The following is a 25917-nucleotide window of genomic DNA, read 5'->3' on the forward strand; positions in this document are numbered from 1 at the left end:
AATTACTTTAATAGCAGCTTATATGCTAATTCCAATTTGGGGTATTTATGGTGCTAGTTATGTAATGATTATAACTAGCGTAGCTCAATTAGTGATTCATATAATCACGTTGAAATTAATATTTAAGAAGAAAGTAAAAGAAAAGACCTAAAACCTCAAGTATGTCAATATTAACTTAAATTATCATTATTAAACTAGGAGAATTCTAAAATGAAAAAAATATTAATTACAGGATTAGCGGGTTTCATTGGATCGCATTTGGCAAAAAAACTGAATCAACAAGGTTATGAAGTAATTGGAATAGATAATTTGAATGACTACTATTCTGTAAATCTAAAGCAGGATCGACTCAATATATTCTTAGATTCAAATTTTAGAAATTACAAAATAAATTTAGAAGATACAAGCGATGTTTTAAATGTATTTGAAGTAGAAAAACCAGATGTAGTAATAAACTTAGCTGCTCAAGCAGGTGTTAGATATAGCTTAGAAAATCCTCATACCTATATAACGAGTAATGTGAATGGTTTTGTTAACATCTTGGAAGGCTGCAGGCATAGTAATGTAAAACACCTTATATACGCATCATCTAGCTCAGTATATGGAGCAAATACTACTAAACCATTCTCAACTTCAGATAATATCGATCATCCATTAAGTCTGTATGCGGCAACTAAAAAGTCAAATGAATTAATGGCTCATACGTATAGTCATCTATATGATTTACCTACAACAGGTTTACGTTTCTTCACGGTTTATGGCCCATGGGGAAGGCCAGACATGGCATTATTTAAATTTACAAAAGCCATTGTTAATGACGAACCTATTGATGTATATAATCATGGAAATATGATGAGAGATTTTACTTATGTTGATGATATTGTTGAAGCTATTTCTAGGTTAGTTGAAAAACCAGCACAACCTAATCCAGAGTGGTCTGGAGATAATCCAGATCCTAGTTCAAGTTATGCTCCGTATAAAATCTACAATATTGGTAATAATTCACCAGTACGTTTAATGGAGTTTGTAGAAGCTATTGAAAATAAAGTTGGTAAAACTGCTAAAAAGAATTTTATGAATTTACAACCAGGAGATGTCCCAGAAACATACGCCAACGTAGAAGACTTATTTAATAGTATTAATTTTAAACCAGAAACTAAAATACAAGATGGAGTAAACAATTTTGTAGATTGGTATCTAGATTATTATAAAGTATGTGATTCTAATTGAGATTAACTTTCATACACGATCATAAGTTTATTTATGAAAATGATATTTATTATTCTTCGGGTAAGTTTTCTAAAAGTATTATGGAAAGATATCTTGTAGGACCAATTGATAATATACAGTTTATTGGTAGACAGGAAACTAATAAAAATACACCACAGAGTTTATCAAAAGTTTCAAGCAATAATATTGTAGTAAACCCTATTAAATTTCTTAGATCGAAAGCAGACTTTATAACTAAAAGGAAAAAAATATATCAATTTTTAAAAGAGAATATTCATCCTGAAGATATTGTTATAATACGTATGCCGAGTGAAATCGGATATATTGCAGCAAGTTATTTGAAAAATAAAAATATTCCATACGGTATTGAATTAGTTGGAGACCCGTGGGATTCGCTATGGTATCATGGTTCTGTTATAGGGAAAATGATGGCCTTTATAAATAAGTATAAAGTTAAAAAATACGTAAAAAATTCTAATAATACTATTTATGTAACTAAGCATTATTTACAGAAAAGATATCCTTCAAAGAACAATACTTATAATGCATCTAATGTACTTATTAATAAAGTGGAAAATAATTATAAAACCAATAAATCATCATATAAAAAAGTGGGATTAATAGGCAGTCTTGATACAAAATATAAAGGTATCGACACTGCACTTAGAAGTATGACTTTATTAAATGAAAATATAAAGTTAGAAATAGTAGGTAACGGTCCACAAGAAATATGGAATAAGAAAATTCGTAAATTAAACCTGAGCAACAGAGTAACTTTAAAAGGCACTCTTAAAAGCGGAAAAGAAATAGAGAATTGGTTTTCGACATTAGACTTATACATTCAGCCAAGTTATACAGAAGGATTACCAAGGGCATTAGTAGAAGCTATGTCCAATGGACTTCCTTGTTTAGGATCTGATGTAGGAGGAATACCCGAATTATTACCATCCACTTATATTCATCATGCTAAGGATTATAAAAAATTAGCCAAACATATTTCGTTAGTGATATCTAATGAATCATTAAGTAATGAAATGTCTCAACAAAATTTAATTACTGCTAACAACTATTTAAGCAGTAATATTCAAAGAGAAAGAGAAAAATTTATTAAAACAATTTGTAGAGAGAAGGCAGAATATGAATCGTAAAATTGCTGTAGTTGGTCTTGGGTATGTAGGCTTGCCTGTAGCAGTATCTTTTGGTAAGCAACATGAAGTAATTGGTTTTGATATTAATGAGCAACGTATCAAAGAGTTAAAAGAAGGTTACGATCGTACAAATGAAGTAGATGAAAAAGACTTATTAGATACAAATATTATTTTCACTGCAGATAAAAATGAACTAAAAAAAGCAGATTTTATTATAGTAGCAGTTCCGACGCCTATCAATAAACATAATCAACCTGATTTAAATCCACTTTTAAAGGCAAGCGAAACTGTTGGTTCGGTTATGAATGAAGGTACAATAGTTGTATATGAATCAACTGTATATCCTGGTGCTACTGAAGAAGATTGTGTTCCTGTGCTAGAAAAATTCTCAGGTCTTAAATCAGGGGAAGATTTCTTCGTAGGCTATTCACCTGAAAGAATCAATCCAGGTGATAAAGTACATACATTCGAAACAATAACTAAAGTTGTAAGCGGGCAAACTCCTGAAGTTTTAAACATAGTAGCTGATGTTTATTCCTCAGTTGTTAAGGCAGGTGTACATAAAGCTGAAACTATAAAAGTAGCTGAAGCAGCTAAAGTCATCGAGAATACTCAACGTGATGTCAATATCGCATTAATGAATGAACTAGCAGTAATTTTCGACAAAATGAATGTAAGCACAAAAGATGTACTAAAAGCTGCAGGAACAAAATGGAATTTTCTTAAATTTAGTCCTGGGTTGGTAGGAGGACATTGTATCGGAGTAGATCCGTACTACTTAACTCATAAAGCACAAGAATTAGGACACCATCCTGAAGTTATATTAGCAGGACGCCGAATTAATGATGGAATGGCCAAACATATAGCATCTTCAATTATAAAAAAAATGTTAAAAAAAGGTTTTCCTGTTATAGGAGCTAATATTAATGTTTTAGGGCTTACTTTTAAAGAAAACACTCCTGATTTAAGAAACACTAAAGTTATTGATGTAATAAAAGAGCTTCAAGATTTTGGTTTAAACGTTATTGTTAATGATGTAGAAGCAGACCCTAAAGAAGCTAAAAAGTTTTATGATTTAGATTTGAGGAATACCGATGAACTTAATACGGAAGATGTATTAGTATTAACAGTTCCACATGATGATTATTTAATAAATAAAGAAAAGTATCTAGAATTAGTTTCAGATGATGGTCTTATTTTCGATATAAAAGGAATTATTGAAGATAATGATTTAAAAGAAAAACAGTCCATCTGGAGGCTTTAAATGAAACCAAAGATTGTACAAGTTACAGCCATAGGAATGTCTCAAGTGAAATTGCTTTCAAAACTAAATACTACTTTGGTAGAAAATGGTTTTGAGGTTCATGCTGTTTGTACTGCCGATGAATATACTAATCTGCTGTCAAAAGATAAAATTACTTTTCATGATGTGAAAATAGATCGGGCTATAAACCCAATAGGCAATTTAAAGTCTATTATTAAAATGGTTAAGGTTTTCAAAAAAATTAAACCAGAAATTGTACACGTTCACACACCTGTAGCAGCTGTTCTAGGAAGAATAGCTGCTAAAATTGCAGGTGTTCCACACGTTATATATACAGCTCATGGTTTTTATTTTCATGAAGGTATGAGCAGGACAAAGTATAAATTATTTTTTACAATCGAAAAGTTTATCGGTAGAATTTTTACGGACCATATTTTTACACAAAGTAAAGAAGACTATGACTTAGCAGTTCAAAATAAATTCTTGAATAATAATAACTACTTACATATTTCCAATGGAATTGATTTAAAAAATCAGTTTAATTTTAATAACATTAATAAAAAAGAAATAGAAACGTTAAGAAAAAAATTGAATATCAAAGACGAGGATATTGTTTTTACCTTTTTAGGAAGAATGGTAAAAGAAAAAGGCATTATAGAATTACTTGAAGCATTTAATATTCTTTCGTCTGAAAATCAAAATGTTAAGCTACTCTGTATGGGGAGTATGCCGGACTCTGAAAGAGATGGTTCCGTCGGCGAATTATTGAAAAACTACGATAACAATCAAATTACATTCTTAGGGCAGGTTTCTTCGCCTGAAAAATACTATGCACTTTCGGATGTTTTCGTTCTACCATCATACAGAGAAGGAATGCCCAGATCTATAATAGAAGCAATGGCAATGAGAAATGCAATTATAGCTACAGATATTAGAGGATCAAGGGAAGAGGTTTCTCATAAAGATAATGGATATTTAGTTGAAGTACAAAATATAACAGAATTGTTAGAAACAATGAGATACTTAACTCATCACCCAGATAAAATAGAATCAATGAAAGAATCAGGATATAAGAAAACATTGGCAGAGTATGATGAAGAACTTGTTGTGGATAAACAACTGAAAGTCTTTAATCAGATTCTTGAAAGAAGGTAAGTCTATGAAACGTTTGTTCGATTTTAGTTCTTCAGTAATTGGTCTAGTTATTGTTTCTCCAGTAATTATTGGAACAGCACTAGTCGTAAAAAAGAAATTAGGTTCACCTGTGATTTTCAAACAAACAAGGCCTGGGAAAAATGGGAAGCCCTTTGAGTTATATAAATTTAGAACGATGACCGATGAGTTAGATGATAATGGAGAACTTCTTCCTGATTCAGTGCGTTTAACAAAAACAGGTAAAATATTACGCAAGCTAAGTGTAGATGAGCTACCACAACTTATTAATGTTATTAAAGGTGATATGAGTCTTGTTGGCCCACGTCCGTTACTTATGGAGTATGTTGAACTTTATGATGATAGACAAATAAAGCGTTTAGACGTAAAACCAGGCATAACTGGTTGGGCTCAAGTGAACGGACGTAATAATCTTTCGTGGGAAGAAAGGTTAGAATTAGATGTGTGGTACGTTGAGAATCAAACATTTATGCTTGATATGAAGATACTTTATATGACACTGCAGAAAGTTGTTAAGCGGGAAGGTGTCAGTCATCCGGGGCAAGCAACAATGGAGAAATTCACTGGATCGTCAAAGGCTGAAATTATATGAAGAAAATAATTCTGATTGGAAATGGTGGTCACAGCAAAGTAATTCAAGCAATAATACATAGAACAGAAGGCTATGAATTAGTAGGTATACTTGATGAGGTTATAGAAGGTTTTTATGAAAAAGAATCTGTTTTTTATGATAACCTAAATAATATTTCAAATTATACAAATGATTTTTTCTTTCTCGTTGCTATAGGTGATAATTCAGTTCGCAATGCTATTATCAAGAGAAATAATTTAAGGGATGATAATTTTACTTCTATTATTGATGTTAATGCTATCATTTCTCCAGATGTTTCCATAGGTGTAGGTACAGTCGTAATGCCTGGTGTTGTTATTAACCCTGGAAGTATTATAGGAAAACATTCAATTGTGAATACAAGTGCTGTAGTAGAACATGATAATACTCTAGGAGATTTTGTTCATATATCTCCTAATGCCACACTAGCAGGAACTGTAACTGTTAAAGATTTTGTTCATATAGGATCTGGTGCAACTGTTATACCAAATACTACAATATATCAACATTCGATTATTGGTGCTGGTGCGGTTGTGACAAATGATATAGAAGAAAAATCACTAGCAGTGGGTGTTCCTGCAAAAATTGTTAAAAGGAGATGATCTAATGGGAGAGTCAAAAATCTTATTATCTTCCCCACATATGGGAGGGACCGAAGTGAAATATGTACAGGAAGCATTTGATACGAATTGGATTGCACCTTTAGGAAAAAATGTAATTGAATTTGAGAATCAAGTTAAAAAGTTTACGGGATCTAACGCTGCATGTGCTTTATCTAGTGGTACTGCAGGTATACATATTGCCCTTGATTTACTAGGAGTTCAACAGGGTGATGTGGTGTTCTGTTCTTCATTAACATTTATTGCAAGTGCTAATCCTATTCTCTATTTAGGTGCTAAACCTGTATTCATAGACTCGGATTTGGAAAGCTGGAATATGTCTCCAATTGCTTTAGAGAAAGCATTTAAGGCATATGAAGAAAAAGGCAAATTGCCTAAAGCAGTTGTGATTGTTAACTTATATGGTCAATCAGCTAAGATGGATGAACTGATGGCTATATGTGATAATTATAATGTTCCTGTAGTAGAAGATGCTGCCGAATCACTTGGTGCATTATACAAAGGTAAAATGAGTGGAACTTTCGGTAAGTTTGGTGTTTTTTCATTTAATGGAAATAAGATTATAACAACATCAGGTGGCGGTATGATAGTTTCTGATGATGAGGAAATGATTCAAAAAGCATTGAAAAAAGCAACTCAAGCGAGAGATCAAGCTGTACATTATCAGCACAGCGAAGTGGGCTATAACTATAGATTGAGTAATATAAGCGCTGGTATTGGTCGTGGTCAAATGGAAGTCCTTGAGCAACGAATTAATGAAAAACGTGAGATATTTAACCGTTACGAAGAAGCATTAGGTGCTATTGATGGAATCGAAATGATGCCAGAATTGGAAAATACATATCATAACCGCTGGTTATCTACGATGATTATAGATTCTGAAAAATTTGGAGTAAGTGTTTTAGAAATCATCGAACACCTTGCGAAAAATAATATTGAGGCAAGACCAGTATGGAAACCAATGCATATGCAGCCACTGTTTGAGAAATGTGATTATTTCAGTGAAGAAAAAGATAACTCTAAGTACTTATATGAGAATGGTATTTGTTTACCATCAGATACGAAGATGACAGTTGAGCAGCAAGAATTTGTTATTAATGAAATTAAAGATATACTAAGTTAAACCACATCATTTATTATGTGGTTTTTTCTATATGTTGAGGTATAAAAAGGGGAGGAAATGCTATTCATGTAAGGTAGTTTGTAAGTGAATTTCTCTCTCGATTTGTTTAACGAATTCATCTCCAGGGTAAAATTTACTAACATACTTAATTAGGAGTGTTTAAATGAATTCAAATATGCCAAAAGATTCAGGTCTTGATAAGACTCTAAGTCTTCTTAAAGAGGGTTATGAGTTCGTCATGAATCGTGACAGAGAGCTTGATACAAACATTTTTGAAACGCGTATTCTCGGTGAAAAGACGATTTGTCTTACTGGCAGTAAACAGGCTGAGTTGTTTTATGACAACACTCGCTTCAGAAGAAGTGATGCTGCACCGGCTAGAGTGAAAAAGACGCTTTTCGGTGAAGGGGGCGTACAGGGTCTCGATGGTGACGCGCACAAAAATCGTAAAGCGATGTTCATGTCTTTAATGGACAACAAAGCCATGGATGAGATTGAGAGTCTCACAGAGAGATACTGGCACGAATTTTTTGCGGATATCAATGAGTTTGAGACTATAGAGTTATACGAAGCAGCGAAGATAGTGTTCCTGCAGGTTGCCTGCGACTGGGTGGGTGTTTCTTTGGAAGATGAGGATCTCGAGACTCGTGCGAAGCAGATTTCTGATTTATATGAGTCGCCTGCAGAACTCGGAGTACAGCACTGGAAAGGGCGTAAATCCCGCTCTCTGGTTGAGGATTGGATTCAAGAACTTATTGAAGGTGTACGTAATGGTGAGATTGAAGCTGATAAAGACAGAGCGCTCTATCAATTCGCTATGCACAAAGATCTAGATGGAAAACTATTAGATGCTCAGATTGCGACAGTAGAGATTTTAAATCTGATTCGTCCGATTAATGCGATTAGTGTCTGGGTCGCTATGATGGGTCTCGCACTCCATGAACATAAAGAGGAGGCGGGTAAACTGAAGGGTGCTAGTCTTGAACAGCTCGAATGGTTCATTCAGGAAGTCAGACGCTATTATCCTTTCTTCCCAGTCGCAGTGGCACGTGTAGCCCTTGATTTCGAATGGCAAGGTTACGAGTTTAAGGAAGGCACTTTAACGCTCTTGGACTTATATGGTACCAACCGTCATCCTGACGATTGGTCTCGTCCAGAAGAGTTCTCGCCGGAGCGTTTTAAAGGCTGGCAGCAGACACCGTTTAACTTTATTCCGCAAGGTGGAGGTTCTTATGACTTTGGTCACCGCTGTGCAGGGGAGTTTATTACGATAGTCGTTATGCGGACAACACTCGACTTTCTTGTCAATCATTTGGAATTTGAAGTACCGGACCAAGATTTCAGCTTTGAATACAACGACATTCCAGCTGTACCGAATGACAAAGTGAAAATAAAACCGACACGTTTAAAATAACTGTAATTATCTAGTGAAATAAATGGAAAGGGATGGGGAATACTTTAACCCCATCCCTTTATTTTATAATTGTCCTTACATAAAAGTATTTTTCTTAAATAAAATATAATCTTAATTTTTAAGAATGATGATTTTCACTTATTTTATTTGAAATAACCTATTAAATCCTCATCGGACTGTACTTTCCAATTTAGTTATATGTGCTATTATATGCTTTAACGAATTAAGACAATTGGGAGAAAACTTTGAAATTAAGAATAGCAATCATCATCATATGTATTGTTTTAATGCTAATGGTGACATCAGTCATAGACAGCTTTAATCATAATGAGACAGACATACCAGAAAAAGTAGATGTCATTATTATGCTCGGCGGTGGAGATAAGGGTCGCATGGAAAAAGCAGCGGAACTGTATCATGAAGGTTACGCGGACTATGTCATTATTACACCAGAGAGTAAAGATATCTACCCACAGAGTACAGAATTTGCTGTGGAGCTGGGTATACCCGAAGATGCCATTATAAAAGAATATGAAGCAACGAGTACTTATACTAACGCAGTTGAATCATTCAAGATTATGGATGAATACAGCTTTGACAGTGCCTTAGTTGTCACCAGCGACTATCACCTGAAGCGGTCCAAATTGATTTACGACAGAGTTAGCGACGGGCAGTACGATTTGAAATATATCGCAGCTCTCAGTGAAGACGGTGAGAAGTGGAATGAAAGATCTTACTCAGATAGAATCTGGTTTAGTGAATTTTACAAGCTGTGGGGATATTGGCTCGGTTTGTACAACTTTATAGATGAGCCAGACACGGAATGATTATTGCAATGAGAAACTCCTTCGTGCATCAAATCCATATCCAATTGATATTACAAGCATGGTAGCATTTTTACGGGAACAAAGAGAGGTTATAAGAATATTAAATAAAAGTGTATCTCTCACCTATTATGGACTTATATAATAGTTAGATTGTGTCATTTAGTATCTCTACATCGCCAACTGTTCGATTTGTTTGTATTTCCTTAGAGAAAGCTATTGAAAAGCTGCCTAAGCAAATAATCTCATGATTCATACGAATCAAGGATTCAAATATCAGCATGGTAACTGGACACAATTACTAGAGCAGAATAATATCAAGCAGAGTATGTCTAGACGTGGAAATTGTTTAGATAATTCATCTATATTGATTGGATGAATGGACTGATTTTTGTTAAATATATCATTTTATCTAACAAAATCGAATGTAAATAACTAAAAATGTTAAATAAAACTGTTTATTTAACAAATATCATACTAAAAGCAATGAATATGTAAAATATAAGCACTTCTCACTATTAGAGAAGTGCTTTTTTACCGGTTATACCGATATTTTTACCACTTACGAATTTTTTAACTGTAATTTTAAATATAATTGTATACTGAATTTAGCAAGTGAGGGAGGGGTCGAAAGTGAAGATTAATCTTATTATCGATAGTAGTTTAAATGAAGATGAAGTGAAAGTGCACGCACATAATGCTACTGTTGGCGCACGAGTGTTGTCGTACGTTGACCATTTTACGAAAGACAAAGAAAACATCACTGTGAAATCTGATGATGAATTCACCGTCATTAAAAAGATGGATATCGTTTGTGCGGAAGTCCATAACAAAATTCTGACGATTTATACGAGTAAAGAATCTATACAAACGTATAAAAGTCTCACGATGTTTTTAGATTAATTGAACTCGAATACGTTTATGCAAGTATCTAAGTCTGAGTTATTGAATATCCAGATGATTAAAAAAGTTGAGCCGTCTTTTTCTGGGAATTTAATTGCAGTCATGTCGAATGGCCAAAAGGTGAATATTTCAAGACGATTTGTATCAATTTTAAAAGAAAGGCTGGGGATTTAAATGTTAGGAAATGCATTAAAGTTTATGGTTCAATCTGTACTAATCGGGAGCTTTATCTATTTAGTTTCACTTATGATTTTAGACCCTTCTAAGGAGATTATGTCAGTATGGATTGCCTCTTCACTTATCGGACTCGCAACGTGTGCACATTTAACAAAAATGCCACCACATCTTGCTAGACTCATTCAACTCATTGTCGGTACAGTCGCTTTTACAATTGTTGCGGTGATGAACGGATGGATATCAGCTACTTTATCGGACATATTATTATACGCCGCTTCAATCATCGTCATTATTTTAATCATCCAAAGTGTATATATAATCATGGCAATTCTTGATAGTAGAGAAATTAACAAAAAATTAAAGGATAAATAACACAGTGCCACTGAGCTTCTCGGTGGCACTTTTATTTCTCACTTACTATATATATGTTGAAAAACACAGTTTTCATAATGTAGTATTATACACATAACGAATATAGGAGGCACTTATGGGACTAAATATTAATCATCTATCAAAACAGTTCGGCGATTTTACAGCTGTTGACAATTTAAACTTTATGTCCAAGAAGGGGATATGTATGGCTTACTTGGTGGAAATGGCGCAGGTAAAACGACAACGTTTCGTATGATCTTAAATATATTAAAACCAACGAGTGGTTCTGTAACGTTTAACGATAAAAAAATCGATTACAACTTTACAGACTACATTGGATATTTGCCTGAAGAGCGTGGATTACATCCAAAACTAACTGTTGAAGAGCAAGTGCTTTATCTGGCGCAACTTAAAAACATGTCTAAACAAGACGCTAAAAAGCAATTAGAATATTGGCTAGAGCGCTTTAAAGTATCTGAAAACATGAAGAAAAAAATCGGAGCGTTATCTAAAGGGAACTAGCAAAAAATTCAACTCATTGCGAGTATTATCCATAATCCAAAGTTACTCATACTCGACGAGCCGTTTTCTGGATTAGACCCGGTTAACGTAGAATTATTAAAAGAAGCGGTCAAAGAGTTAAACAAAAATGGTGCGACGATTATTTTTAGTACACATCGTATGGAACACGTTGAAGAGTTATGTGAATCAATTTGTATTTTAAAACGTGGGAAACAAGTCGCAGAAGGCTCTATTAAATCTATTAAAGATGACTTTAAGCAAAAAACGATATTCATTCGTGGTACGCATGACGTATCTTTCTTAAAAGATCATCTAGGTGTTTTATCTTACAATAAAAAGAATGATTTAGTAACACTAAAAATTGAAGATGAAACATTTGCTCAACCGATTTACGATCGCGTAACACCACTTGGTTATTTTAGTGAGTTTAGCGTAAAAGATCCGACGTTAAACGAAATATTTATAAGTAAAGTGGGTGAGCACGATGAATAAATTTTTAGCGACGTTATTGTCGACGTATATACAAAAAATTAAAGCGAAATCGTTTATAATTACGACGCTATTACTCGTTCTGTTCGTATTTGCAGGTATGAACTTCGACAAAATTTTAAATCTATTTGATAGTGAAGATGAAAAAACAGTAATAACGATAGAAGCGACAGAAGAAGATAAAAAAGTCGTTACGGATGTTATTACGTCGTTCGACGATACGATTCTAATAGAGCCAGATGCTAAGAACGTATTAGAAATCGATTCTGAAGAGCTACCAATCAAAGCAACGCTAACTTCTGACGGCGAATTATCTAACGATAACCGTCAAGCGATAGAGTTTGCTCTTGATGAGTTAAATAAAATCTACGTGACAAATGCGATTGATATCTCTGAAGAGGATTTAGCGTTACTTGATTCACGTGTAGATTTAACTGTCAAAAGTAGTGACTCTGACGGTGAAGGGGAAGTAGAAGAAGGCGGAGTTTTCGAAAGTGAGAACTTACTGAATTTAGTTATTATTTATGCCGTCATTATGCTTATGTTCTTTATCATCATTGGATATACGAGTCAAATCGCAACGGAAATTGCTCAAGAAAAATCATCACGAGTCATTGAAATGATCGTATCAAGTATATCTCCAACGCAGCACGTATTAGCGAAAGTAAGTGCGATTATACTCGTATCTTTCACACAGATATTGATTGTGATTGGTCTAGGGCTAATTGCATTTAAAACGTCTTCTTTACAAGAGACGTTATCAGAATTTGAATTAGTTTCAAATGAACACACTGTACCAATTATCGTTTACTCTGTTGTATTTTTAGTGCTCGGATTATTACTATATTTAATATTTGCAGCATTACTTGGATCGTTTATATCGCGTATGGAAGACTTACAGCAAGGACTCATGCCTCTCACGTTTATTTCAATCGGTGGATTTTATATCGGTCTATTTAACATCATGAATAGTGACGGAACTTTACTCAAGATAAGTAGTTATGTCCCGTTCTTTACACCGTATACAATGCCTGTACGTCTTCTTAACTTAGATACACCGATGAGCGTCATATATATCGGTATCGCAATTCTCGCGATTTCAGTCATATTATTGCTGTTCTTAACGACGACAGTGTACAAACGAAACGTGTTAATGAACGATTCTAATATATTAAAATCGATTAAAAAAATGAAAAATATGTAAAATAAAAGCCGATGGGATATCCCATCGGCATTTTGCTTAGTTAAATAAGTTTTTAATGGATTCAAATAGTGATCTAAAGAATGATTTAATAGACTCGATGATCCCTTGTCCTTCTTCACTTTCAGCGAAGTCTTTAATATCGTTACCTAAGTTTTTCGCTTTATCTTTTGCGTCTTTAAAAGCATCACTATCTTTAATTTGGTTAAGTAAGTTTTTAGAACTTTCTAAGATTTTTGTTGCAGATTCTTCATTGAAAAATCCTGAGTTTTTAATTTGGATAATAATGTTAATGATTTGAGTTTTTTGTTCTTCAGTCACGATGCCATCGAGTCCGTTGTCTTTAATTTTTTCATCGACAATTTGACGGATGTCGTCTTCTGTGAGGTTTGCACCGTTGTTAATTTGGTTAATGATCGTAATTTTGATTTCGGTAATTGCTTTGTTTAATTGTGCTTCACTAAAGCCGTCTTTACCTTCGTTTTCAGACGTGATGTCTGAGATTGTGTTTAATTCATCTTGAGCGTTTTTCGTATATTCAGGATTTAAACTATCCCCTTGGACTTCATACGCTTTATAAATTCCTGTTAACGCTGATTCTCCTGTAACGTCGTGTGGTGCAGCGATTACGACATCTGCATTAGTCACACCTGCTGTAATCAGTGCGTTTTGATAAGTTTGTGGACTAATTTGAGTGATTTTACCGTACGTTTCGTCGATATCAATTTTTAGTCCGCCAGAGTTCTTCTCCATAATGCGAATACTAGAGAATAAAATACTGTCGTCATATCGATAGTTAATATATTTTTCAGTGTCGTTACCATATACGTAATCGACGATGTCATCATCTTTAGTTCCTAATAATTTTGCTATTTGCTCTTTTTGGGGTGAATCTTTAAGACCAGCACCATAAATTGTGACGCTTTCTTTCCATGCGCTTGCAGCGAGAGCTGGTGTTGCGAGTGTAATCGTTAATAAAAGCGATGCGATTACTGCTATCCACTTTTTCATATATAAACATACCTCTCTTACTTCTAAATTTGTTTTAAGGATACTATATTCATTGTCGTTATACAAAAGATAAGGTATTTACGCTTCGTAAAAATATGTTATTCTAATATAGAACATATGTTCGTATTAGGAGGTAGCGTATGTACAATTATCATTTATGTCCAAAGAGAGATATATTTTGTATCGATCAGAAAAGTTTCTTTGCGAGTGTATCTTGTATTATGAATGGATGGGATCCGAATACGACGTACCTCGCGGTCGTTGGTGATGTTGATTCGATGGGGTCTGTCGTATTAGCAGCAACACCAAAGATGAAAGAACTCGGTATTAAAACAGGATCGAGACATTTTGAAATACCAAAAGGCGAACATATTAAAGTTATTAATCCTTCGATGAAAACCTATTTAACGTATTCAAAGCGTATTACAGAAATTGCTTTACAATACGTTGCACCTGAAGATTTTCATCAATATTCGATTGACGAATTTTTTATGGATGTGACAGATAGTTATCATTTATTTGCTGAAACACCGTATGCGTTAGCTGAAATGTTAAAAGCACATATTTATAGAGAAACGAAAATTGACTGTGCGATTGGGATTGGAGATAACGTGTTGTTAAGTAAAGTATCTTTAGATATTGAAGCAAAGAAAATGCCGAGCGGTATTACAGAGTGGCGCTATCATGACATTCCTGCAAAACTGTGGCCGATTACACCGTTAAGAGATTTTTTTGGTATTAATAAACGTTCAGAAAAGAAATTGAATCAGCGGGGTATATTTACTGTTAAAGACTTAGCACTTTATCCGGTAGAATATTTAAAAAGAGATTTTGGCGTGATTGGAATCGACTGGCATATGCACGCAAACGGTATTGATTTTAGTAAATTAAGTGAAAAACACAATGCGAAAAGCCCGACAATCGCAAAAAGTCAAATACTAATGAGAGATTATCAATTTCACGAATTATATGTCGTCTTACTCGAGCACGTGGATGAGGTCATCCATCGACTTCGTTTAATGAATAAGCGCGCACGAACGATACATTTTCAAGTGTCGACAAAATTCGGGAAATCGTACGGTAAACAATTTACAATTGATGAAGGGACACATGACGAAAACGAAGTGATGTTTGGCATTTGGATGCGACTGACAAAAATTGCTGATACAGACGCACTGTATCGTACGATTAGTGTTAGCTTAACGAATTTAATTCGTAATGATTATATACAAGGTAATTTATTTAAAGATAATGAAAAAGAGTATAAACGAGATCAACTGTTAAAGACAATTGACGAATTAAAAGTGAAATACGGAACACTTAGTGTGATGCGTGCGTTAAGTATGACAGAAGCCTCGACGTTAAAACTAAGAGAAGGGTTAATTGCGGGTCATAAACGCTAAAAAAGCGTTATAAATTATGCTATAATAATAGATTGATATTAAGTTATGCATGAAAATGGTATGAATAGAATACTATCGTTAAATAATGCTATACTTTAAGCGATGAAACGAGTATACGATAAAGGATTGAAACGAATGGAGTTTGTAGAACTTACACAAGAAGAATTTGGACAATATACGAAAGAAAACTTTAGTCATTTTACACAGACGTTAGATAACTATCGTTTAAAGCAAGATGAAGGCACAGAGAGTTATCTCGTCGGTTTAAAACATGATGGTGAAGTAAAAGCAGCGTGTTTAGTTACGCTCGGTCGTGTAATGAAATTCTTTAACTTTGCTTATACGAACCGTGGTCCAGTGTTAGATTACAGTGACGAAAAAATCGTTAAAGCATTTTTTAGAGGTCTAGAATCATTTTTAAAAAATAAAAAAGTCGTGTATCTTCGTGTAGATCCATATGTCGTACTAAATATACGTGATCACGACGGAAATATTCTAGAAGAAAAAGATAGTCATCAATTATTTGATACGTTTAAAAATCTCGGGTATGACCATGACGGATTTACAGTTGGCTTTAGCCCAGACACTCAAATTAGATGGCATTCAACATTAGATTTAAAAGATAAGACTGAAAAAGAAATATTTAATGACTTTGATCAACTACGTAAACGTAATATTAAAAAAGCTGAAAAAGATGGAATTAAAGTTAAATATCTCGATTTAGATGACATCGATATATTTACTGACTTTATGGAAGATACAAGTGAGATGAAAGAATTCTTTGACCGTGGACCGAAGTTTTACAAGTCACGTAAACAATATTTCGGTGACAACGTTATGATTCCACTCGCGTATGTTGATTTAAACGAGTATGTGGATACGTTACAGTCTGACGTCCAAAAAATGCAAAGAGATTTAAACAAAGCAGAAAAACAGTTAGAACGTCATCCAGATAATAAGAAAGCACAAAACAAAGTAAAGAACTTTAAAGAACAACTTGCTAACATTGAAAAGAAATTAGAGGAAGGTCTAAAATTTCGTGAAACTCACGGTGAAGAGTTGCCGGTTGCAGCGAGTTATTATATCAATACACCACATGAAGTTGCATATTTAGCTGGAGGTACTGCAAATGAATTTAGACATTTTGCAGGAAGCTATAGTATCCAATGGGAAATGATTAAATACGCTATAGAACATGGCGTAGATATATATAATTTCTACGGAATTAGTGGGAAGTTTACAGAAGATGCTGAAGATTACGGCGTCATTCAATTTAAGAAAGGCTTTAATGCAACAGTTAACGAATATATTGGTGACTTTGTAAAACCGGTGAATAAACTCGCATTTAAAGCATACCAATTACTAAAGAAATAGAGAGTGATGGAAACTATGAAGTTTACAGAATTAACGGATTCTGAATATCAACAATTTATAGAGACAAGTGGAGAAGAAAGTGCCTTCTTCCAAATGATCGAAAACAAGAAAAATAGAGAATTACATGGTGAGTGGAAAGTTGTTCTACTTGGATTAAAAGAAAATGATGGAACAATAAGAGCAGCTGGTTTATTCACAAAACAACCCACTGTTCTAGGCAAATATTTTTACTACAGTAACAGAGGTCCTGTAATCAATTACGACGACATCGATCTTGTTCGTGCATATTTCAGCGGTCTCACAGAATATTTAAAAGAAAACGACTGTTCATACGTTAAAGTGGATCCAAACTGGATTTACAAAAAATATAACAAAGATGTTGAACAATATACAGATTACAAACCAAGACAAGAAGTCATTGATTTATTAGAATCTATGGGGTATGTGCACCAAGGATTTACTAGAGGATATTCAAAAACATCACAAGCACGTTGGATGAGTGTATTAGACGTTAGTAAATTTAAAGATGAAAAAGATCTTGTAAAATCATTTGATAGCTTACGCCGCAGAAACATCAAAAAAGCACAGAAGTTTGGAGTTAAAGTACGTTTCTTAGAAAGCGATGAAATGGATATTTTTGTTGATTTATTCTTAGAAACTGCCGAAAGACAGAACTTCTTTATAACGGTGAATCCACATCAATACTTTAAAGATTTTAAAGAAACATATGGAGATAAAGTACTTGTACCGTTAGCGTATGTTGAACTAGATCCATTTATTTCATCTACAGAAAAAGAACTTGAAAAACTAAATAAACAACTTGAACAGCAAGAAAGTAAAGAAAATCAAAACCAAAAAACAATCAACAAAATTGCTGAACTCAAGAGAAATATTCAAGGTACAGAAGAGGATTTAAACCATGCGAAAACATTTAGAGAGAAACATGGTAATGTGTTAAATCTTGGCGCAGGTGTTTACTTCGAAACACCATACGAACTAGTGTACAACTCAGGTGCATCATCTGAGGAGTTCAACATGTTCGTTGGTCCATATATCATGCACTTAGAAATGATGAAATATGCGATGGAACATGATATAGCACGATACAACTTCTACGGTGTTTCTGGAGACTTTACTCCAGAAGGAGAAGATTACGGTGTATTTAGATTCAAGCGTGGATTTAATGCTGAAATTGAAGAACTCGTAGGAGATTTCGTGAAAGTCATCAATCCATTTGTACACAACGTGTTTAAAGTGAAAGTTAAAGTAGAAGAGAAGCTGGGAAAAAGATAATTGAAGTTAGGATCTAGCTCTAAAAGAGTTAGGTCTTTTTTCACAGGAGGTATAGACGTGTTAGTCAAACAAATAACAGAACAAGAATTTTATGATTACATGAAACACTATGATGGTCTCTGTCACTTTATCCACGATGAAATTTATTATGACCATGTGAAAACTGTACTTGAAACATTCTTATTAGGTCTTTTTAAAGATGATAAAATTGTAGGTGTTGCATTTTTAAGTGCTTACCCAATGATGCGTAAATACAGGGGGTTCTCAACACACTTTGGACCGTTATTAACAGAGTTTAATAACGAAGACTTTGAGTTTTTCTTAAAAGAAATCGATGCGTTTATTAAAGCGCATAACGGTCTAGAAGTAACGATTGCACCTAACCAAATCTATCAAGTGAGAGATAGAGATGGAAATGTGATTGAAGATGATAAGAGAAACAATAGAGAAATCATGGGTGTATTTGAGAGACTTGGATTCAAGCACCATGGTTTTACAAGACAACTTGTATTTAGTGAGCATCTCAGATTCCAGTCAGTCGTAGATATCACTGGCACGATGGAAGATGTCTTCAAGAGAATGGAGACAAAAACGCGTTCTGATACGAGACGTGCGTTAAAACAACCGATTAAAATCAGACATTTAACGCCTGATGAATATAACGAATTCTTACACATTTATAAGGATACTGAAGAACGACTCGGCTTCGATAAAGTACCGAGTGAACGAATACTAGACCAACTTAGAATTCTAGATAAAAAAATCTATGTTGTCCTAGCAGAACTGAATTTAGAAGAGCTCTTAGAAACGTTAGAAAAAGAAAAGTTACAACTAGAAGATCAAAATAAAAAACTTTTAGAAGAACATGATTTAGAAAAAGCATCACGCAAAGTGAGAAATGTTCATAAAGATACTGAAATTAAAATTGAACAGACTAAAAACCAGATTAAGGATGCAGAAGAACGCATTGAAAAATATGGTACGGTAATTCCACTTTCTTCGGCAATGTATTATTTTAACAACAATGAAATGGTTTATCTATATAGCGGTAGCTTAAGAGAACACAGCAAGTTTTTAGCAACAAACTTTGTGACGATTAAAATGATTGAAGATGCACAGAAAAAAGGACTTAAACGCTTTAACATGTATGGAATTACTGGAAACTTTGAAAGTGATGCTGCAGACTACGGAGTATTCCAATTTAAACGTGGATTTGGAGCGGAAATTGAAGAGTTACCAGGTACGTTTAGTAAAGTATATCATCCGGTTGTGTATAAACTTGGTAAGGCATTAAAGAGAATTTAAAGAACAATTCTAATAACTTTCGGCAATTACTGTTGACATTTTAATTTAAAGGATATAAGATATTAAATAACTTGATGAAGAGTAAAACTAGCTTGTGTAGCAAATAGAAAGCATGTGGGTGATGAAAACATGCACTTCGTTAGTTTGAATTGGGCATCTGAGTTGTAGTTAAAAATTCATACTATTTGAAAAGCAATTAAGGTGGCACCACGGTATAATCGTCCTTACGATGATTATATTGTGGTGTTTTTTTATCTAGAAATAATGGTAGTAATGACTGAATTTGTAAAAGCAGAAAGTTAGTGGCTGATGAAAACTAACACAATTCAGTTATGAATTGGGATTATTTATCTATCAACTTAATATTTAGAGTGAACAACGATAGTTGTTAATTTAGGTGGTACCGCGCGTCTAGCGTCCTTATTTATTAAGGATTTTAGACGCGCTTTTTTATATAGGAGTGATCGCTATGAATGTACAAACAAATAAATTAACGTTCCTTGTGAAACGATGGCGTCACTGTATCTATGCAGTCGATTCATCATTTTACTCGTTTTAAAAACAAACAAAACAAGGGAGAAGATTTAAATGACATTTACAATTAACACAAATACAAAAACGACAATTCAAACGGAAGCTGATGAACAAGGATTCTTTGGAAGTCATGGTGGTGCATTTATACCAGATGAACTGAAAGTAGTAATGAATGAATTAAAGGAAACATATCTAGAAGCTAAAAATGATCCTAAATTTCAAGAAGAACTTGCGTATTACTTAAAAGAATATGGTGGACGTACAACACCGTTAACATTCGCAGAAAACTTAACAGAACATCTTGGTGGACCTAAAATTTATTTAAAAAGAGAAGACTTAAACCATACCGGTGCACATAAAATCAATAATGCCATTGGGCAAACACTGTTGGCTAAACGTATGGGTAAGAAAAAACTCGTAGCTGAAACTGGGGCAGGGCAACACGGTGTTGCGAGCGCAACAGTTGCAGCAATGTTTGGAATGGAACTCATCGTATTTATGGGTGCAGAATACGTGAGACGTCAAAAATTAAATGTATCTAGAATGGAATTACTTGGTGCAAAAGTAGTCAGTGTAGGAGAGGGGAAACAGACTTTAACAGAAGCTGTGAACCAAGCACTAGAATATTACATCGAAAACGTCGATGACACGCATTACTTACTTGGCAGTGCGCTTGGACCAGATCCATTCCCAACAATAGTAAGAGATTTCCAAAGTGTCATTGGTAAGGAAATTAAAGCACAAATCTTAGAGAAAGAAAATAGACTTCCAGACGCAGTTGTTGCTTGTATCGGTGGGGGATCCAATCCCAGAACATCGTATAAAAGCACAGTTGAGAAATTTAAAAGATAAATCATATATCGTCATGTCTCAAATTGATTTAAACGAATATATAGAGTCTCTAGAGAAAGAGTTTGATGAATTATCTCAAGAGATTGAAGCATTAGAAAATAAAGAGAATAAATCAAATGGTGAAAAACGCCGCTTAAATGAAAAGAAAAACCTAGTGAAAAGTAGAGAAAAACGATTAAATGAAGCAATCACACATCGTGATAAATATGGTGGTTTAATCGATTTATCTGTCGGTATGTATTATTACAATAATAATGAGATGGTATATCTATATAGTGGTAGTTATCCAGAGCACTCACAGTATCTAGGCACGAACTTTGTGACGTGGGAAATGATCAAAAAAGCAAAAGAACTCGAACTTGAGCGCTTTAATATGTTCGGAATCACAGGAAACTTCCATGAAGGCGCAAGTGATTACGGTGTATTTAAGTTTAAACAAGGTTACAATGCTTATATCGAAGAACTACCTGGCACATTTACAAAAGTATTTAAACCGATCGTTTTAAATGCTCAAAAATTAATCGATAAAGTTAGAAAATAATGAAAAAGAGAAGCACAGATGTTAATAATAATCTGATGTGCTTCTCTTTTATATTCATTTCGATGTGGTTGATTCTTTATCGAATAACTGTTGTATGTCCTTAAATACTCTTGAGTGTTTAAGTCTAGAGTAGATAAGTACTGCGATAATTCCACCAATGATTGTCGCGCCGACGAATCTCGGCGTATATAAGAACCAAACTGCATTTGAGTCTAGGTCCATAAAGAATTGCATAATAGGTACGGATACAATCGATCCGATGATTCCTGTTCCAACGAATTCCCCGAACCATGCTCCAAATATGGATTTTGTGAATTTGTAACATAATCCGGCTAAAATCGCACCAAATAAAGCGCCTGTTATAGCAAGCGGTGGAATGTTAAAGATAAACATTCTTAATATTGCTGTGACGAGGGCGATTAGTGTGACATAAAATGTACCAAATGTTGCAAATATAATGTTAAACACCGTTGACATAGGTGCCATACCTTCGATTCTAATCACTGAAGATAAGACAGTGTTTAATGCTATACATATTGAAATGATTGTAAGTTTCTTTGTCGACAATTAAATTTGCACCCATTCTTCTTGTTTATATGACATATCGAAGAATAAGTACTCGAATCTAACACTCATGTAAAATGCGTTTAACATTCTTTCTTTTTGGTCTTCAGTTGCTTTATCGTATAATTTGTCGCAAAGCTCGATATGTCTTTCAGTTAAGTTGTTAAACTCGTCAGTCACGTACGTATCGATCCAGCTTTGGTAGATCGGTACTGGAGACTTATGCTTAACTAGCTCTGCGCCAATATCTTGATATAACCAAGGGCAAGGTAACATCCCCGCAACCGCAACCCCGATGTAGTCTTCTGACTCTACAATTTGTCTATACATATGAGCGATGTAGTGATCAGCTGTCGGCGCAACTTCTGTGTTGTCAAATTCTTCATCCGAAATATTTTGATCTTTAAAGAAATCTTCACGAACAGCGATTTCTCCTGCTTCTAAATCTTCTCTGTTACGCGTCATAATATCTTTAATTTCTTTATCTTCTGCGCGGTCTGCAATTTCACCAAATAGGCGAGAGAAGTGGATTAAGTAATAGCCATCTTGTATTAGATAATATCTAAATGATTCTTCACTTAACGTACCGTCAGCTAACCCTGTAACGAACGGGTGCGTGTGGCTACCATCCCAGAATTTCTTTGATAATTCGCGAGCTTTCTCACTAAACTTCATAAAATAATTCTCCTTTTATTTGCACAAAAAAAGCTCCGTTAGAGGAGGCTTGTGAAATAAACACATGCAAAATAAGCATGCATATACACAATACCTACGCTAGCATTACCTAGATCAGGTTGTGGGTCAGGTCTTACCTTTCTCAGCCGAAGCTCCCCATGTGCTTAATATTTGATTACAACCGAAGTATACTATACTTTTTACATTTTGTCTTATAAATATAAAAAGATGAAAAAATGTTGACAATTTAAAATAGAGCGTTTAATATAATAACTACTTATTCGTAAAAGTAAAAGTAGTTGTTGTAGCAGTCAGAAAACATGTGGTAGATGCGAACATGTACAATGCTATTTTGAATTGGGCGAATAATGTTTAACTAAATATTGATAAGAGAAGCAATTAAGGTGGCACCGCGAAATAATATCGTCCTTACGAATATTATTACGTGGTGCTTTTTTGATTGAATGAGTGAACAGTATTTACTGTTAATATAGGTGGCACCGCGCATTTTGCGTCCTTTTTAGGATACAAAGTGCGCGTTTTTTTATAAGGAGAGTGATGACAGTGTTATTAAATAATTATTGTGAGTTTAAATTTAAACGATGGCGTCATCGTGATAAATCTAAATAATATTAAAAATAAGGAGATTATAATAATGAATATGAATACAATAAATAAAATTCAAACTGAAGCAGATAACAATGGATTTTTCGGAGAATATGGTGGTGTATTTGTACCTGAAGAATTAAAAGCAGCTATGACGGAATTGAAAGAAGTGTACAATGAATTAAAACACGATGAATCATTCCAAGAGGAATTTAATTATTATTTAAAAGAATACTCAGGCCGTGAAACACCACTGACATACGCTGAAAATCTAACGAGAAAACTTGGCGGTGCTAAAATTTATTTAAAACGTGAAGATTTAAACCATACAGGTGCACATAAAATTAATAATGCAATTGGGCAAGCGTTAATTGCACAACGCATGGGTAAAAAACGACTCGTTGCCGAAACAGGTGCTGGACAGCACGGTGTTGCAAGTGCAACTGTCGCAGCGATGTTCGATATGGAAATCGTAATCTTTATGGGTGCTGAAGATATGCGTAGACAACGATTAAACGTCTTTAGAATGGAACTTCTTGGTGCAAAAGTTGTCGCTGTTGAAGAGGGGAATCGTACGTTAACTGAAGCAGTAGACGCTGCACTTGAATATTACGTAAAAAACGTCGATGACACACATTACTTACTCGGAAGTGCATTAGGTCCAGATCCATTCCCAACAATTGTCAGAGACTTCCAAAGCGTTATCGGTCGTGAAATTAAAACTCAAATATTAGAAAAAGAAAACCGACTACCAAATGCGATTGTTGCATGTATCGGTGGCGGATCAAACGCAATTGGTACGATGCATCCATTTATCCTAGATGAAACGGTAAAATTATATGGTGTAGAAGCTGCTGGTAAGGGATTTGAAACGAATCAACACTCAATGGCCATAAATAAAGGAAAAGTAAATATATTACATGGTACTAAAATGTATTTAACTGATGATGATGCATACAGTATATCCGCTGGATTAGATTATCCAGGAGCTGGACCTGAACATTGTTATTATCATGACATTGGACGTGTTTCATACGAATACGCAACAGATGAAGAAGCATTAAACGCACTCCAAGTACTATCTAAAACAGAAGGAATTATTCCTGCTTTAGAAAGCTCACATGCCGTCGCACATGCATTAAAACTAGCACCAACGATGAATCAAGACGAAATACTCGTCGTAACAATATCCGGACGTGGCGATAAAGATATGGACCAAGTCATGGAATACTTAAATCAATGAACACGACAATACGTATCCTTATATAAGCTATATTTGGATACGTATTTGTTTTTACATATAAAGTTTACATAACATATATTATAGGAAGTTATATGTATTGTAGGATAAGAACAAGTACTCACTATCCTTTTTACGTTAACGTATCGAAAATTCGTTTATGCAAATTGCTTTATCGTTCATATAAATTATTTAATTTAATATAATGCTCTTTTGTGTAAACACCGTTATCGTTTCTTTAACGCAAATCTTCTAATCGTTCACATAATAACTCAGTCGTTTACACAAATTCAATTTGCGTAAAATTAACACAAATATCAGCATTTACCGTTCTATAATACAATAAAAAGATGAAAAACCTCGAGCTTCCGAAGCTCTTCATCTTTTAAATGATATGATACATATCTCATGTTAGTCATATAGTTCTTCTTTTCGACGCTTATATTGACCAGAATCATATGCACGTTGTGCGATTTTACCTTCATTGTATTTCGTGTAAATGTACAGTATCATCGCAATCCATATGAATATGAACCCAATAAATTCATCTATACTAAACGGTTCTTTAAAAACAAATATACCTAAAATAAATATTAATGTCGGATCGATATAGAGTAAAAATGCCATTAATGATAACGGCACTTGTTTTGCACTCGCACTGAATAATACGAGTGGCACGCTTGTCACAGCTCCTGATAATAGTAACCAGTACGTTGACGGGTTCATACCTATTGTTAAACCATAATTCACATGCATATAAATTAACCCACCAATTGCAAATGGTAATAACGCAAGTGTTTCTAGCGTAATACTGCTAAGTGCATGTATGCTTAATGATGATTTTATTAAACTGTAAAATGCAAATGATAATCCAATAATAAACGCAATATATGGTACAGTACCGAGTTTTATGATCATATACATAATGCCAATCACTGTAATTCCAATGGCTACCCACTCTACTAACTTATAACGATCTCTTAAAAATAAAAATGCTAATATTATCGTAATTAACGGTGTTAAGTAAAATCCGATACTCACTTCAACTGCGTGGCCAGAATTTACTCCGTATACGTACATTCCCCAGTTAATTGAGATAACGAAACCAGCGAGTATTACCGTAAAAATCTTACTTTTATTTTCTTTTAAATATTTTAAATCCTTCTTAAATTGAGACGTATGATTAAAAATTGGTATGATTAAAATCATAAATAAAAACGACATAATCGTTCGAATCAACACAACTTCAATTGGATGAATACCTTCTACTAACGCCCAATATAGTGGTGTTAACCCCCATAACGTATATGCTAAAATCGCAGTTAAAATGCCACGTCTTTCATTCAATCACTTCACCATCCATTATTAAATTTGTCCACTTTAAAACCCCTTATATAGGTATATAAAGGGCCAACAAATAGCAAAGCTTTTCGCTTTATTTATATAATA

23 protein-coding genes, 2 pseudogenes and 1 riboswitch are annotated in these 25917 nt (G+C 34.1%); of the genes and pseudogenes, 21 read left to right on the forward strand and 4 right to left on the reverse strand.

Going from position 1 to position 25917, the window contains the following annotated elements:
• Nucleotides 1-210 precede the first annotated feature (210 nt).
• The 14 genes and pseudogenes from BBS29_RS05685 to BBS29_RS05745 all read left to right on the forward strand — a co-directional run bounded on the left by BBS29_RS05685 (nt 211) and on the right by BBS29_RS05745 (nt 13073).
• Nucleotides 211-1230, forward strand: coding sequence for an NAD-dependent epimerase (locus tag BBS29_RS05685; RefSeq protein ID WP_068129975.1), 1020 nt, complete (start codon nt 211-213; stop codon nt 1228-1230).
• Nucleotides 1231-1310: 80 nt separating this feature from the next.
• Entirely contained in the window at nt 1311-2378 is a 1068-nt protein-coding gene (locus tag BBS29_RS05690; RefSeq protein ID WP_218836841.1) for a glycosyltransferase, read from the forward strand.
• Entirely contained in the window at nt 2368-3642 is a 1275-nt protein-coding gene (locus tag BBS29_RS05695; protein ID WP_068129981.1) for a nucleotide sugar dehydrogenase, read from the forward strand. The genes BBS29_RS05690 and BBS29_RS05695 overlap by 11 nt, the downstream gene beginning before the upstream one ends.
• Nucleotides 3643-4797, forward strand: coding sequence for a glycosyltransferase family 4 protein (locus tag BBS29_RS05700; protein WP_068129984.1), 1155 nt, complete (start codon nt 3643-3645; stop codon nt 4795-4797).
• A 4-nt stretch (nt 4798-4801) separates the two neighbouring features.
• Nucleotides 4802-5407: a sugar transferase gene (locus tag BBS29_RS05705; RefSeq protein ID WP_068129986.1), complete on the forward strand. Its 606-nt coding sequence runs from the start codon at nt 4802-4804 to the stop codon at nt 5405-5407.
• The gene (locus BBS29_RS05710; protein WP_068129989.1) at nt 5404-6027 is read left to right on the forward strand and encodes an acetyltransferase; all 624 of its coding nucleotides are present in this window, start codon (nt 5404-5406) and stop codon (nt 6025-6027) included. The genes BBS29_RS05705 and BBS29_RS05710 overlap by 4 nt, the downstream gene beginning before the upstream one ends.
• 4 nt (nt 6028-6031) lie before the next feature.
• Nucleotides 6032-7168: an aminotransferase class I/II-fold pyridoxal phosphate-dependent enzyme gene (locus tag BBS29_RS05715; RefSeq protein ID WP_068129992.1), complete on the forward strand. Its 1137-nt coding sequence runs from the start codon at nt 6032-6034 to the stop codon at nt 7166-7168.
• Nucleotides 7169-7331: 163 nt separating this feature from the next.
• The gene (locus tag BBS29_RS05720; RefSeq protein WP_068129996.1) at nt 7332-8582 is read left to right on the forward strand and encodes a cytochrome P450; all 1251 of its coding nucleotides are present in this window, start codon (nt 7332-7334) and stop codon (nt 8580-8582) included.
• Nucleotides 8583-8827: 245 nt separating this feature from the next.
• Entirely contained in the window at nt 8828-9409 is a 582-nt protein-coding gene (locus tag BBS29_RS05725) for a YdcF family protein (protein ID WP_068130001.1), read from the forward strand.
• 630 nt (nt 9410-10039) lie between these two features.
• Entirely contained in the window at nt 10040-10309 is a 270-nt protein-coding gene (locus BBS29_RS05730) for a hypothetical protein (protein WP_068130003.1), read from the forward strand.
• Nucleotides 10310-10483 (forward strand): LytTR family DNA-binding domain-containing protein, encoded by a 174-nt coding sequence (locus BBS29_RS08620; RefSeq protein WP_373554037.1) that lies wholly within the window; start codon nt 10310-10312, stop codon nt 10481-10483.
• Nucleotides 10484-10858, forward strand: a complete 375-nt coding sequence (locus BBS29_RS05735) for a DUF3021 family protein (RefSeq protein ID WP_068130006.1) — start codon at nt 10484-10486, stop codon at nt 10856-10858.
• A 115-nt stretch (nt 10859-10973) separates the two neighbouring features.
• Nucleotides 10974-11872: pseudogene (locus BBS29_RS05740) on the forward strand (ABC transporter ATP-binding protein).
• Entirely contained in the window at nt 11865-13073 is a 1209-nt protein-coding gene (locus BBS29_RS05745; protein ID WP_068130011.1) for an ABC transporter permease, read from the forward strand. Before BBS29_RS05740 ends, BBS29_RS05745 begins: the two are co-directional and overlap by 8 nt.
• Before the next feature lie 36 nt (nt 13074-13109).
• Here the strand turns inward: BBS29_RS05745 and BBS29_RS05750 are convergent, their stop codons facing one another.
• Nucleotides 13110-14081, reverse strand: a complete 972-nt coding sequence (locus BBS29_RS05750) for a DUF1002 domain-containing protein (protein ID WP_068130013.1) — start codon at nt 14079-14081, stop codon at nt 13110-13112.
• Between the two features lie 140 nt (nt 14082-14221).
• Here BBS29_RS05750 and BBS29_RS05755 point away from each other — a divergent pair, with 140 nt between their 5' ends.
• From BBS29_RS05755 to BBS29_RS05780, 6 genes and pseudogenes are all read left to right on the forward strand, one after another.
• Nucleotides 14222-15484 carry a Y-family DNA polymerase gene (locus tag BBS29_RS05755; RefSeq protein ID WP_068130016.1) on the forward strand — a complete coding sequence of 421 codons (1263 nt, stop codon included), beginning with the start codon at nt 14222-14224 and terminating at the stop codon, nt 15482-15484.
• A gap of 135 nt (nt 15485-15619) precedes the next feature.
• A complete protein-coding gene (locus BBS29_RS05760) occupies nt 15620-16858 on the forward strand; it encodes an aminoacyltransferase (RefSeq protein WP_068130018.1) in 1239 nt (412 codons plus the stop codon).
• Nucleotides 16859-16873: 15 nt separating this feature from the next.
• Entirely contained in the window at nt 16874-18151 is a 1278-nt protein-coding gene (locus tag BBS29_RS05765; protein ID WP_068130021.1) for a peptidoglycan bridge formation glycyltransferase FemA/FemB family protein, read from the forward strand.
• 57 nt (nt 18152-18208) lie between these two features.
• Entirely contained in the window at nt 18209-19456 is a 1248-nt protein-coding gene (locus BBS29_RS05770) for a peptidoglycan bridge formation glycyltransferase FemA/FemB family protein (RefSeq protein WP_084778883.1), read from the forward strand.
• Between the two features lie 588 nt (nt 19457-20044).
• Nucleotides 20045-20797, forward strand: a pseudogene (locus tag BBS29_RS05775) (pyridoxal-phosphate dependent enzyme); the annotation flags it as partial.
• Between the two features lie 25 nt (nt 20798-20822).
• Nucleotides 20823-21383 (forward strand): peptidoglycan bridge formation glycyltransferase FemA/FemB family protein, encoded by a 561-nt coding sequence (locus BBS29_RS05780; protein WP_068130023.1) that lies wholly within the window; start codon nt 20823-20825, stop codon nt 21381-21383.
• A gap of 54 nt (nt 21384-21437) precedes the next feature.
• Here BBS29_RS05780 and thiW read toward each other — a convergent pair whose 3' ends face one another.
• Nucleotides 21438-21950 (reverse strand): energy coupling factor transporter S component ThiW, encoded by a 513-nt coding sequence (thiW, locus tag BBS29_RS05785; RefSeq protein WP_068130025.1) that lies wholly within the window; start codon nt 21948-21950, stop codon nt 21438-21440.
• Nucleotides 21951-22622: a thiaminase II gene (tenA, locus tag BBS29_RS05790; RefSeq protein ID WP_068130028.1), complete on the reverse strand. Its 672-nt coding sequence runs from the start codon at nt 22620-22622 to the stop codon at nt 21951-21953. It lies immediately after the preceding gene.
• Nucleotides 22623-22695: 73 nt separating this feature from the next.
• Nucleotides 22696-22791: riboswitch (TPP riboswitch) on the reverse strand.
• 501 nt (nt 22792-23292) lie between these two features.
• On the opposite strand from tenA, the gene trpB reads away from it, so the two are divergent.
• Nucleotides 23293-24471 (forward strand): tryptophan synthase subunit beta, encoded by a 1179-nt coding sequence (trpB, locus tag BBS29_RS05795; protein ID WP_143861267.1) that lies wholly within the window; start codon nt 23293-23295, stop codon nt 24469-24471.
• A 408-nt stretch (nt 24472-24879) separates the two neighbouring features.
• Here the strand turns inward: trpB and rarD are convergent, their stop codons facing one another.
• Nucleotides 24880-25815, reverse strand: a complete 936-nt coding sequence (rarD, locus tag BBS29_RS05800; protein ID WP_068130032.1) for an EamA family transporter RarD — start codon at nt 25813-25815, stop codon at nt 24880-24882.
• Nucleotides 25816-25917: the final 102 nt, after the last annotated feature.

This window comes from Nosocomiicoccus ampullae (assembly GCF_001696685.1).
Classification (GTDB): Bacteria; Bacillota; Bacilli; order Staphylococcales; family Salinicoccaceae; genus Nosocomiicoccus; species Nosocomiicoccus ampullae_A.